10 protein-coding genes are annotated in these 12,010 nt (G+C 71.8%); 4 read left to right on the top strand and 6 right to left on the bottom strand.

Annotated features, from left to right (window positions below; genetic code table 11):
* Positions 1–235 precede the first annotated feature (235 nt).
* Positions 236–1,753 carry an MFS transporter gene (locus ACIQ1J_RS11760; RefSeq protein WP_403556308.1) on the bottom strand — a complete coding sequence of 506 codons (1,518 nt, stop codon included), beginning with the start codon at positions 1,751–1,753 and terminating at the stop codon, positions 236–238.
* 62 nt (positions 1,754–1,815) lie between these two features.
* On the opposite strand from ACIQ1J_RS11760, the gene ACIQ1J_RS11755 reads away from it, so the two are divergent.
* The gene (locus ACIQ1J_RS11755; protein ID WP_403556306.1) at positions 1,816–2,787 is read left to right on the top strand and encodes a helix-turn-helix transcriptional regulator; all 972 of its coding nucleotides are present in this window, start codon (positions 1,816–1,818) and stop codon (positions 2,785–2,787) included.
* A 224-nt stretch (positions 2,788–3,011) separates the two neighbouring features.
* On the opposite strand, the gene ACIQ1J_RS11750 is transcribed toward ACIQ1J_RS11755, so the two are convergent.
* The gene (locus ACIQ1J_RS11750) at positions 3,012–3,809 is read right to left on the bottom strand and encodes a TetR/AcrR family transcriptional regulator (RefSeq protein ID WP_403556304.1); all 798 of its coding nucleotides are present in this window, start codon (positions 3,807–3,809) and stop codon (positions 3,012–3,014) included.
* Positions 3,810–4,291: 482 nt separating this feature from the next.
* Complete coding sequence (locus tag ACIQ1J_RS11745; protein WP_210963825.1) at positions 4,292–5,290, bottom strand: RNA polymerase sigma factor RpoD/SigA; 999 nt, start codon at positions 5,288–5,290, stop codon at positions 4,292–4,294.
* Positions 5,291–5,524: 234 nt separating this feature from the next.
* Here ACIQ1J_RS11745 and ACIQ1J_RS11740 point away from each other — a divergent pair, with 234 nt between their 5' ends.
* Positions 5,525–6,043, top strand: coding sequence for a GNAT family N-acetyltransferase (locus ACIQ1J_RS11740; protein WP_403556302.1), 519 nt, complete (start codon positions 5,525–5,527; stop codon positions 6,041–6,043).
* 137 nt (positions 6,044–6,180) lie between these two features.
* On the opposite strand, the gene ACIQ1J_RS11735 is transcribed toward ACIQ1J_RS11740, so the two are convergent.
* On the bottom strand, positions 6,181–6,966 hold the full coding sequence (locus tag ACIQ1J_RS11735) for a dioxygenase (protein WP_403556300.1): 786 nt from the start codon (positions 6,964–6,966) through the stop codon (positions 6,181–6,183).
* A 99-nt stretch (positions 6,967–7,065) separates the two neighbouring features.
* Here ACIQ1J_RS11735 and ACIQ1J_RS11730 point away from each other — a divergent pair, with 99 nt between their 5' ends.
* Positions 7,066–7,584, top strand: a complete 519-nt coding sequence (locus ACIQ1J_RS11730; RefSeq protein WP_210963823.1) for a MarR family winged helix-turn-helix transcriptional regulator — start codon at positions 7,066–7,068, stop codon at positions 7,582–7,584.
* Between the two features lie 106 nt (positions 7,585–7,690).
* Here the strand turns inward: ACIQ1J_RS11730 and ACIQ1J_RS11725 are convergent, their stop codons facing one another.
* On the bottom strand, positions 7,691–9,232 hold the full coding sequence (locus ACIQ1J_RS11725; RefSeq protein WP_403556298.1) for an MFS transporter: 1,542 nt from the start codon (positions 9,230–9,232) through the stop codon (positions 7,691–7,693).
* Positions 9,233–9,439: 207 nt separating this feature from the next.
* The gene (locus ACIQ1J_RS11720; protein ID WP_210963821.1) at positions 9,440–10,093 is read right to left on the bottom strand and encodes a TetR/AcrR family transcriptional regulator; all 654 of its coding nucleotides are present in this window, start codon (positions 10,091–10,093) and stop codon (positions 9,440–9,442) included.
* A gap of 313 nt (positions 10,094–10,406) precedes the next feature.
* Here ACIQ1J_RS11720 and ACIQ1J_RS11715 point away from each other — a divergent pair, with 313 nt between their 5' ends.
* On the top strand, positions 10,407–11,699 hold the full coding sequence (locus ACIQ1J_RS11715) for a M6 family metalloprotease domain-containing protein (RefSeq protein WP_403556296.1): 1,293 nt from the start codon (positions 10,407–10,409) through the stop codon (positions 11,697–11,699).
* The last annotated feature ends 311 nt before the right edge of the window (positions 11,700–12,010 follow it).

The following is a 12,010-nucleotide window of genomic DNA, read 5'->3' as shown; positions in this document are numbered from 1 at the left end:
GAATGTAAACAGAGAATCGGAAGCACTCGGACCCAAACAGACATGAACGGGCACCGCGAAAGGAGGGGGCGGGCCCGGCACCGAAGCACCGGACCCGCCCCTCCGTCCCGTCCGTCCCCGCCCTCTCGTACCCGCCCTATCGTCGCCGACGCCGGCCCTGCCCCTCCCGTCCCCGCCCTCCCGTCCGCTCAAGCGCGGCGCGATCAGGCGAGCGTGGGCTCGGACCAGCGTGCGCTCAGACCAGCGTGGGCTCCTTCTCCTCCGCCCGCGCCTCCTCCTGGGCGCCCTCCACGTGCTGGGCCGGCCGCCTGGGCAGCGCGAACATCAGCAGGAAGATGACGCCCATCACCCCGGCCACCCAGCCCAGCGCGTTCTGGAAGCCGTCCGCGTAGGCCGCACCGATCCGCGTAGGCGTCAGGTGGTCGCTCATCGTGCCGAAGAAGACCACCGAGACCAGCCCCAGCCCCAGCGCGTTGCCCATCTGCTGGACCGTGTTGATGAGCCCGGACGCCGCTCCGGCGTGCTCACGGGGCACCTGGGACAGCACCGCGTCCGTCAGCGGGGCGACGATCAGACCCATGCCGAGGCCCATGACGACGAGCGGCAGCGCCATCTGCCAGGACGTGATTCCGAGCCCGTACCGCTCCGACTCCCAGATGTAGAGCAGTACTCCGGCCGCCATCACCAGCGCGCCCGCCTGGAGCACCTTGCGCCCGAAGCGCGGGACCAGCTTCTGCACCGACACCCCGGCCGCCACGGAGACGGCTATCGAGAACGGTACGCCGGTCAGCCCGGCCCGCAGCGGGCTCCAGCCGAGCCCGTCCTGCATGTACAGCGTCCAGACCAGGAAGAAGATGCCGAGCGCGACCCCGAAGACGGTCTGCACGGCGATGCCCGCCGCGAAGCTCTTCACCTTGAACAGCGACAGCTCCACCAGCGGCGAACCGTCCCGGGCGGTCTTCCGCCGCTCGTACGCCACCAGCACCGCGAGGACGACGACCGAGCCGGCCATCGACAGATGTCCCCACAGCGGCCAGTCCAGCTCGCGGCCCCGGGTGAGCGGATAGACCAGCATCAGCAGACCGAGAGTGACCAGGGCGACCCCGACCAGGTCCAGCTTGAGGGCGCGCGGCGCCTTGGACTCCGTGATGAAGCGGCTGCCGAGGACGAGTCCCGCGATGCCGACCGGCAGGTTGATGAGGAAGATGGGCCGCCACTCGAGCCCGAAGATGTTCCACTCGGTGAGCAGGGCGCCCAGCAGCGGGCCGGAGACGGCCCCCAGTCCGACGATCGCGCCGAACAGCCCGAACACCTTGCCGCGTTCGTGCGCCGGGAACGTCGCGTGCACGATCGACAACACCTGCGGCACCATCAGCGCCGCCATCGCGCCCTGGAGGATGCGGGAGGCGACCAGCATCTCCGGGTTCACGGCGAGGCCGCACAGCGCGGACGCGACGGTGAAGCCGCCGATGCCGATGAGGAACACCCGCTTGCGGCCGTGGATGTCGCCGAGCCGCCCGCCGGTGATCAGACCGGCGGCGAAGGCGAGGGCGTACCCAGCGGTGATCCACTGGATCTGGCTGAAGGTGGCGCCCTCGTCCTGCCGGATCGACGGGATCGCGATGTTGACGATGGTGACGTCGACCAGGTCCATGAACGCCGCGGTCATCACGATCGCGAGGGCGAACCAGCGACGTCGGTCGCCCGCGGCGGGCCGGGCTGGGGACGGGTCCGGGGTGTGCGTGAAGGTCATGGACCGAAGCTATGGCCCCAATAGGACAGATCTTGTCCTAGATCCGCGGCATCCTCGAACGCATGACGACGGACACTCCGGCCCGGCTCCTGACGCTCCTCTCCCTCCTCCAGACGCCCCGCGAATGGCCCGGCGGCGAGCTCGCCGACCGGCTCGGGGTCTCCCGCCGCACGGTGCGGCGGGACATCGACCGGCTGCGCGAACTGGGCTACCCCGTGCAGGCGACCATGGGTTCGGACGGCGGCTACCGGCTGGTGGCCGGCAAGGCGATGCCGCCGCTCGTCCTCGACGACGAGGAGGCGGTGGCCATCGCGGTCGGGCTGCGCGCCGGCGCCGGTCACGCGGTCGAGGGCGTGGACGAGGCGTCGGTACGGGCGCTGGCCAAGCTGGAGCAGGTGCTGCCGGGCCGGCTCCGTCACCGCGTCGCCAACCTCCAGGCCGCGACGACGCCGCTGACCAGCGGGGACGGTCCGAGCATCGCGCCCGAGACGCTGACCGTCATGGCGTCTACGGTGGCCGGGCGGGAGCGGCTGCGGTTCGCCTACCGTGCGGGGGACGGCGTCGAGTCGCGGCGCGTGACGGAGCCGTACCGGCTGGTGTCGACGGGCCGCCGCTGGTACCTGGTCGCCTACGACCTCGACCGGGACGACTGGCGGACGTTCCGGGTCGACCGGGTGAGCGAGCCGTTCGCGACGGGGGCGCGGTTCGCCCCGCGGGAGTTGCCGACGGGGAGCGCGGCGGAGTACCTGCGGCGCTCGATGCAGCGGCGCGGCGACTCGTACGAGATCGTGGTCGCCTTCGACGCACCGGCCGAGGCGGTCGCGGCACGGCTGCCGCAGTGGCTCGGCACACCGGAGCCGACGGACGACGGCGCGTCGTGCGTCCTGCGGGCGACCGTGTCCGACGCGGTGGAGTGGATGGCGGTACGGCTCGCGATGCTGGGGGTGGACTTCCGGGTGCGGGAGCCGGCGGAACTGGTGGAGTGCGTACGGGGGTTGGGGACGAGGCTGGTGAGGGCGGCAGCGGACCGGTGACCGGCCCCGCCACGCTCCGGCCGCCATGCCCCCACCGTCACGCTCCGGTCGCCATGCCCTCATCGTCATGCTCCGGTCGCAGCGTGCCCACCGCCACACTCCACCCCGCCATGCCCCACCGCCACGGTCCGGCCCGCCATGCCCCACCGCCACGCTCCACCCCGCCATGCCCCACCGCCACGGTCCGGCCCCGGGAACCGACGGCCCCGAAGCGCGCCCGCCCCCTACCCCGTAGAACCGCCCGGACCACCGGGACCACCGGGACCACCCGGACCACCCGGACCACCCGGACCACCGGTATCGCCGGTATCGCCGGGACCGCCCGAGCCGCCGCCCTCCCAAGGGACCTCCCGCAACACCCGCAGATTCCGCAACGCCAGTTCCAGCGGGCTCCGCGCCCCCTCGGCCGAGGGGGCCTCCGCGGCCGCCGCCCAGTACTCCACCGCCACGCGCACCGCCGCACCCGCCACCGCTGCCGCGAAGTGCAGCTCGGGAGAGGCCCGCAGCCGCGCGGCAACGTTGTCGTCCCCTTGCGCCGTCCGCACGGCCAGCACCTCCACGAGCCCCCGCTCCGCCGTCTGGCAGACCTCCGCCCACACCTTCCGCAGCGCCGGACTGGTCTCGGCCAGGCGGATGAGCGTGCGGGCCCATTCCCAGGAGGGCGCCGACACCCCGGCACCCGGCGTCAGCGTGTGCTGTACGGCGTACTCCAGGGCCTCGGGCTGGGACAGCTCGGCCGGGGCCTCGCGCACCGCCTGCGCCCAGCGCTCGGCGCCCAGGGCGTAGAGCGGGGCGACGGCCTCCTCCTTCGTCGCGAAGTAGCGGTAGAAGGTGCGCGGGGCGATGCCGGCGGCCCGGGCGATGTCCTCGGCGCGGGTGGCCCGCAGGCCCTGGCCGACGAAGAGCCGGGCCGCCGCGCGGGCGATTTCCATCCGGGTTTCGGCCTTGCGCCGCTCGGTCAGGGAGACGGGGGCCGGACCGGGCGCGGGGGCGGCCGACGATGCTGGGGTGGTGCTGCTCACTTCGGCAGGCTATGCCGCTGTGGCAGAATCTGCCATTCGGCGGGCCACCCCGGGGTTCAGGTTCGGGGTGCCCCGCCTCCCCTGGTCCGCTCCGGTCGGGGAGCCCCACTTCGCCGAGCCGCTCGGGCGGCGCGCGGCCGGCTCGCGCGACTCGCGCTTCCAATGCGCAGGGAGCCGGGCTGCGGCGCCCCGGGGGGAGAGGCGCCGAGCCCGGCTCGGGAGAGTCCCGGCGCCGGGGGGAGTGCGTCGGGACGTGGTCCAAAGAGGGCGGAGGAAGGGTTCGGGGCCGGTGTCCCGGGCCCGAACTGCTGGGCCTGGAGTTCTTGTTCCCGGACCCCCGCCGGTTGAAGCAGCGTTGTACGGCCATGTTTGCGCGGGGTTCGGCCACCGGCGTACGCCCCACGCGTCACGTCACGCCCCCCACATCACGACTTCCGGCGGGCGACCCGCTCCTGCCGTGCCGCCGACTGTCCCGCCACTGCTTACGCCGCCGCCTCGAAACCGGTGTCGCGGGCCAGCTTCTTGAGCTCCAGCAGCGCGTGCTTCTCGATCTGCCGGATCCGCTCGCGGGTGAGCCCGTGCTCCTTGCCGACCTCGGTCAGCGTACGCTCGCGGCCGTCGTCGATGCCGTACCGCATCTTGATGATGGAGGCCGTGCGCGGGTCGAGGCGGCCGATGAGGTCGTCGAGCTCCTCGCTGCGCAGCAGCGTCATCACCGACTGCTCGGGCGACACGGCGGAGGTGTCCTCCAGCAGGTCGCCGAACTGGGTCTCACCCTCGTCGTCCACCGACATGTTCAGCGAGACCGGATCGCGGGCCCAGTCGAGTACGTCGGTGACGCGCTCCGGCGTCGAACCGAGCTCGGCGGCGATCTCGGCGGGCTCCGGCTCGCGGCCGTGCTCGCGGTTGAACTCGCGCTGCACCCGCCGGATCCGGCCCAGCTCCTCCACCAGGTGGACGGGCAGCCGGATGGTGCGCGACTGGTCGGCGATCGACCGGGTGATGGCCTGGCGGATCCACCAGGTCGCGTAGGTCGAGAACTTGAAGCCCTTGCGGTAGTCGAACTTCTCGACCGCGCGGACCAGGCCGGCGTTGCCCTCCTGGATGAGGTCGAGGAGAGGCAGACCACTGCGGGGGTAGCGGCGGGCGACCGCGACGACGAGGCGGAGGTTGGAACGGATGAAGACGTCCTTCGCCCGCTCGCTCTCCTCGATCAGGGCCTCAAGCTCCTCCCGGGTGGCGTCCGCCCCGGTCTCCTCGTAGCCTTCGAGGACCTGCCGCGCGAACACACCCGCCTCGATGGTCTGGGACAGCTCGACCTCCTTGGCGGCGTCGAGCAGAGGGGTGCGTGCGATCTCGTCGAGGTACATGCCGACCAGATCGCGGTCGGCGAGCTCGCCGCCGGCTGCGCGGACGCTGGTTGCCGCGTCGGAGGCCCCGCCGGTGGCGGACTTACGACGGGCGACGGCACGGGTTGCCATGCGTGCTCCCTTGCGATGGTGGTTCAGCGGGTGGTCCTGTGGACGCCGGGCACCGTGTGGGGTTGTCGTCTCCGGTGTTCCCGGTCCCGGATCCGGTCTCCGGTCCCTCTCGGGACTCTCCTCGGGTGCCCTGCATCCGATGGAAACAACGACTGGAATCCGGACAGAATTCCCAACCCGCCCCCCGATTTTTCTGATCATGCAGTACCCTGTGCCGCCACATAGGGAGGCACGATGGCGCCGGGACGTACAGAGGTCCAGGTCAGGCCGGGAGTCGAGGACGATCTCAAGGCTCTCACCGACCTCTACAACCACTACGTGCGTGAGACGCCCATCACGTTCGACACCGACACCTTCACCCCGGAAGAGCGCCGCCCTTGGCTGCTCTCCCACCCTGAAGACGGCCCGCACCGGCTGAGGGTTGCCACGGACGCCGGCTCACAGGAGATTCTGGGCTACGCCGCATCCAGCCCCCATCGCGCCAAGCCCGCGTACGGGACCTCGGTGGAGACGACCGTCTACGTCGCCCCGCGGGCCGGCGGCCGGGGCATCGGCACGCTTCTCTACGCCTCCCTCTTCGAGGCCCTGGCCGGCGAGGACCTGCACCGCGCCTACGCGGGCATCGCACAGCCCAACGCCGCCTCCGTCCGGCTGCACGAGCGCTTCGGCTTCCGGTACGTCGGCACGTACCGCGAGGTGGGCCGGAAGTTCGGCCGGTACTGGGACGTGGCCTGGTACGAGAAACCGCTGTAGCCCTCCACGGAGGCGCGAGCCCTCCCCGCCGGGCGTGAACCTCCCCGTGGGGCGCGAACCCTCCCCGCCGAGCGCGAACCCTCCGCGTGGGGCGCGAACCCTCCCCGCCGAGCGCGAACCCTCCCCGTGGGGCGCGCTCAGCCGAACTGCACCGACCGCTTGGCCAGCCCCATCCAGAACCCGTCGATCACGGATTCGCGCAGGGCCGGCTCACCGGCCGCGTCCGCCGCCCCCATCGTCACGAACAGCGGGGCGAAGTGCTCGGTGCGCGGGTGGGCGAGCAGGCCCGCCGGGGACTTGCGGGCGAAGTCGAGCAGCCCGTCCACGTCACCGGCCTCCAGCGCGCGCCGTCCCCAGTCGTCGAACTCGGCGGACCAGGCGGGGACGCCACCCTGGCGCAGCGCGGCCAGGTTGTGGGTGAAGAACCCGGAGCCGATGATCAGCACGCCCTCGTCGCGCAGCGGCGCGAGCCTGCGGCCGATCTCCATGAGCCGCGCGGGGTCGAGGGTCGGCATGGAGACCTGGAGGACCGGGATGTCGGCGCCGGGGTACATCTCGACGAGGGGCACGTACGCGCCATGGTCGAGGCCGCGGTCGGGGACATCCTGCACGGGCGTGCCGGGGGCGCGCAGCAGCTTGCGGACGGACTCGGCGAGCGCGGGTGCGCCGGGGGCCTCGTAGCGCACCTGGTAGTAGTGCTCCGGGAAGCCCCAGAAGTCGTAGACCAGGGGGACGGTCCGGGTGGCGCCGAGGGCGAGCGGGGCCTCCTCCCAGTGCGCGGAGACGACGAGGATCGCCTTGGGGCGCGGCAGGGCGGCGGCCCAGGCGGCGAGTTCGCCGGGCCAGACGGGGTCGTCGGCGAGCGGCGGGGCGCCGTGACTGAGGTAGAGGGCGGGCATGCGTTCCCGGGTGGCGGCGGACATGAGGGCGGCTCCCCTTACTTGAACTCTCAATCTCCCTTGCACATGAATCTACGCCCGGTTTGTTTAAACTTCAAGAAGTGATTGCGTACGATGGATTACATGAACACGGCACCCATCCCGGCCGCCCCCGCCGAAGAGCCCCGCTGGCTCACCGCCGATGAACAGCGCGTCTGGCGCTCCTACATCGAGGCCGCGACCCTCCTGGAGGACCACCTCGACCGTCAGCTCCAGCGTGACGCGGGCATGCCGCACGTCTACTACGGCCTGCTGGTCAAGCTCGCCGAGTCACCGCGGCGGCGGCTGCGGATGACGGAGCTGGCCCGGTACGCGAAGATCACCCGCTCCCGCCTCTCGCACGCGATCGCCCGCCTGGAGAAGAACGGCTGGGTGCGCCGCGAGGACTGCCCCTCCGACAAGCGGGGCCAGTTCGCCATCCTCACGGACGAGGGGTACGAGGTGCTGAGCGGGACCGCGCCGGGCCATGTGGAGGCCGTACGCCAGGCCGTGTTCGACCGGCTCACGCCCGAACAGCAGAAGTCCCTCGGCGAGATCATGCGGATCGTCGCCGAGGGACTCCAGCCGAGCGAAGCGGGTGCGGACCTGCCCTGGCTGCGCTGAGCGCGCGGCCGGGGCAGGTCCTGGGAACCGTGCCCGAGGGGGCGTCCCCTCCCCCTGCGCACGGATGGAACAGGTGGCCCGAAGGGATACCGCGTCCGGCGTCGCGTCAGTGGGCGACCACCGGCACCGGCAGCTCGTCCTCGACCGCGTCGCCCGAACCGGAGCCCGAACCCGTGACGGCGGTGCCGCCCGGGCGGCCGGCGTTGACGAAGGTCAGGGCGATCACGGCCGCCGCGACCAGGATGCCGACGGCGAACCAGATGGCGCTGGTGTAGCCCTGCACCTGACCCTCCAGCTGGACCAGCTGCTGCTGGGACCGGGAGGTCGCGCCGCCGATGTGGTCGGCGACGTAGGACGTGGTCGCCGAGGCGGCGATCGTGTTCAGCAGCGCCGTACCGATCGCGCCGCCCACCTGCTGCGAGGTGTTGACCATCGCGGAGGCGACACCGGAGTCCCGCGGCTCCACGCCCATGGTGGCCAGGGACATGGCCGGCATGAACGCCGTACCCATGCCGAGGCCGAGCAGGAGCATGCCGGGCAGCAGCACGGCGGTGTAGGAGGTGTCGATCTCCAGCTGGGTCAGCAGCAGCATGCCGACGGCTGCGACGAGGAAGCCGGGGCCCATCAGCAGCCGGGGTGCGACCCGGGTCATCAGCCGGGTGCCGATCTGCGTGGAGCCCGTGATCATGCCCGCGATCATCGGCAGGAAGGCGAAGCCGGTCTTCACCGGCGAGTAACCCTTCACGATCTGCAGGTAGTAGGTCAGGAAGAGGAACAGACCGAACATCGCGATGATCGCCAGGCCCAGCGAGAGGTAGATCCCGCCCCGGTTGCGCTCGGTGATCACGCGCAGCGGCAGCAGCGGGGCCTTGACCCGGGACTCGACCAGCACGAAGGCGAGCAGCAGCACGGCGGAACCGACGAACATGCCGACCGTCACCGCGTCGCTCCAGCCGTTGGACTCGGCGCGGGTGAAGCCGTAGACGAGCGCGACCAGACCGAGGGTGGACAGGATCACGCCGGGGATGTCGAGCGGCGAGCGGTTGCGGCTGCCCTGCGGCTCACGGATGACGAGGTACGCACCGGCCGCGGCGACGACCGCGAACGGGATGTTGACGAAGAACGTCCAGCGCCAGTTCAGGTACTCGGTGAGGAATCCGCCGAGGATCAGACCCACGGCGCCGCCACCACCGGCGATCGCACCGTAGATGCCGAAGGCCTTGGCGCGCTCCTTGGCGTCCGTGAACATCACGGCGAGCAGGGAGAGCGCGGCGGGCGCGAGCAGCGCTCCGAAGACGCCCTGGAGGGCGCGGGAGCCGAACATCATCGCCTCGTTGGTGGCCGCACCGCCGAGCGCGGAGGCGACGGCGAAGCCGCCCAGCCCGAGGACGAAGGTGCGCTTGCGGCCCCACAGGTCGGCTATCCGGCCGCCGAACAGCAGCAGACCGCCGAAGGCGAGGGCGTAGGCCGTGACGACCCACTGCCGGTTGCCGTCGGAGATGCCGAGGTCCTGCTGGGCCGAGGGCAGGGCGATGTTCACGATGGTGGCGTCGAGGACGACCATCAGCTGGGCGAGCGCGATGAAGACGAGCGCTTTCCAGCGTCCGGCGTCCGGGACGCCGGGAGCCTTGACGGCTGTTTCAGACATGGGGATACCCGCTTCGGGACTTCGTGACGGAAAAATGATGAGTAAAGGGACGACTGGGCCGCCGTCCGCCCTTCAGGAAGGCCGGACGGTCAGGAGTCGGGAAGCTACGGAACTACTCGGGAACCGAACGGAGCCACTCGGGAACCGAACCGAACTACTCGGGAACCGAACCGAACTACTCGGGTGCTGCTGGGTACTGCTCGGGAACTACTGGTCGCAGGGTCGGCGCAGGTCCTCCATGGTCACGGCCGCGCCCGGCAGGGCGGAGCGGGCGGGAGCCCGCAGCCCGTCCAGGAACAGCTGCAGGTGGCGGTGGACGAACCGGTCGGCGCTCAGACACCCCGTACCGGCCGGGGGCCGGCTGAGCTGGGCCGTGGCGATCATCAGGTCGCCCACGCCCACGTCGGTACGGAGCTGACCGGCCGCCTTCGCCCGGTCCATGACCTCGGCGACGAGTCGCTCGACCCGTTCGCGCGCCGCTTCCAGGTCGGGGTGGTGCTGGTCGAACGTGCTGGACACCATGGGGCACAGGGCACTGATCCGCTCGTCGACGGAGGCGTGCACGAAGCGCTCCAGCGCCTCGAAGGCGTCGCCGGTCTCCGCGAGAGCGAGCTCGGCCGCCCGTGCCGTACGGTCCATGACCGAGCAGACGACCTCGCGGACGAGGGCGTCGCGGTCGGGGAAGTTGCGGTACACCGTGGCGTTGCCGACGCCGGCCCGGCGGGCGACGTCGTCGAGCGGCACGTCTGGCCCGTGCTCGACGAACATCTCCCGGGCGGCGGTGACGATCCGCTCCCGATTGCGCAGGGCGTCGGCGCGGGGCCGGGTCACCTTGTGCTGCTCGGGGGTTGCGGTCTGCACGGCGTACTCCTCGGACGGCTCGGCTGGCGATCCGGGGAGGAAATCCCCGTTTCGCTCGGACACAGGGCTAAACGGGGAAACGATCCCCGGTTATTTCCGGAACCCGATCCGATCCGCCGTGACCTGCGTCACACCCCACGTCTGTCGCTCCCGGGTGCCGCGCCTCCGGGTGGCACTCCCGTCCCCCGGTCGGCGGCTACCGGCGAGAAACCCACGATCGGCTCCTCCAGCGCGCGCCCTCCCAGCCCCCGGCACAGGGTGATCGCAAGGGTGCAGCCGGTGTCCGGCGGCTGCCGTGGTCCGGGAGGTCTGCATGCAGCCGCAGCCGCAGGCGCCGAGCCGTTGGATACGCCCGCGCCGGCTGGCCGCGATCGCGACCGTCACCGTCGTGACCTTCGCGGTCAGCACCTCGGCCGGCACCGGCCGGCTCGCGCCGGGCACCACGGCGTCCGGCCCCGGTCCGGCCGCCCTCTCCCGCTCCTCCGCGCACGGCCCCTGCATGATCAGCGGCGGCTCCGAGATCCAGATGTCCGAGGGCGTCCCGACCTCCGCCGGCTACGCCCGCCCGACCGGCACCGTACGCGCCCTCACCCTGATGATCGACTTCTCGGACGCGCCCGGCGAGGGCAAGGCGCTCGACCGGTACGCGGAGTTCTTCCCGCAGACCGAGGAATGGTTCCGCACCAGCTCCTACGACCGCCTCGACTACCAGCCCGAGACCCCGATCCGGGACTGGCTGCGCATGCCGAAGTCGTTCGCCGAGTACGGCATAGAGCGCGGCGCCCCCTTCGACCCCGGCTACCGGAACCTGGTCCAGGACCTGGTGGCGGCGGCCGACGCGAAGGTGGACTTCCGGTCGTACGACCTCCTGAACGTGCTGGTCACCCCCAACGCGGGCCCCTCCGCCCTGGACACGGTCCTGTCCGTGACCTTCGCCGGCAACACCGAGGCCCCGGTCGCCGACGGCGTCCCGGTGGCCAACGCGTCCTTCGTCTACTCCCGCCAGGACGACGGCTCCGGCTCCTACGACGAGACCGGCTACCGGGTCCTGCCCCACGAGAACGGCCACGTCTTCGGCCTCCCCGACCTCTACACCCAGGAGGGCGGAGGGGCCGTCGGCCACTGGGACATCATGAGCGAGGACTGGGGCGCCAACAACGACCTCCTCGGCTGGCACAAGTGGAAACTGGGCTGGCTGGACCCCTCCCAGGTGCACTGCGCCGCGGCGCCCGGAACGACGGAGTACACACTGACCCCGCTGGCCCGCAAGGGCGGCGACAAGCTGGTGGTCGTCCCGCTGGACGGCAAGTCCGGCTACGCCGTGGAACTGCGCACCCGCGCGGGCAACGACGAGACGGTGTGCCGCCCGGGAGTACTGATCTACAAGATCGACGCCGACGTGGAGACGGGAATGGGCCCGGTGACGGTCTACGACTCCCGCCGGGACAGCGGCGGCTGCACCCGCAGCCCGAACGTCCACGCCGAACTGTCGGACGCCGCCTTCACCCCGGGCGAGACCTTCAAGGACCCGCGCCGGAACATCACGATCGCGGTGTCCGGGGCGGACCTGGAGGGCGACCACCGGGTGCGGGTCACCCGCAGTTGACGCCCAGGTGACGACCGGCCCGTCCGGCGGCGGCGGCATTACGGTAGCCGTTGCCCTGCCGCGACCGCCGCACCGCCGTACCGGAGAGCCGATGCCCGCCCACACGGCGACGGCCGACCCCGCCCGGCGACGGCATTACCGTGAGCCCTCCACGACCGCCGTAGCGGAGAACCCGAGAACCGATAGCCGCCCCCACGGCGACGGCCAGCCCACCCAGCGGCGGCATTACGGTAGCCGTTGCCCTGCCGCGACCGCCGCACCGCCGTACCGGAGAGCCGATGCCCGCCCACACCACGAACGACGCCGCCCGC

Source organism: Streptomyces sp. NPDC097107, assembly GCF_044762405.1.
In the GTDB taxonomy this organism is placed as follows: Bacteria; Actinomycetota; Actinomycetes; order Streptomycetales; family Streptomycetaceae; genus Streptomyces; species Streptomyces thinghirensis.
This window is presented reverse-complemented; position numbering and strand designations above follow the sequence as displayed.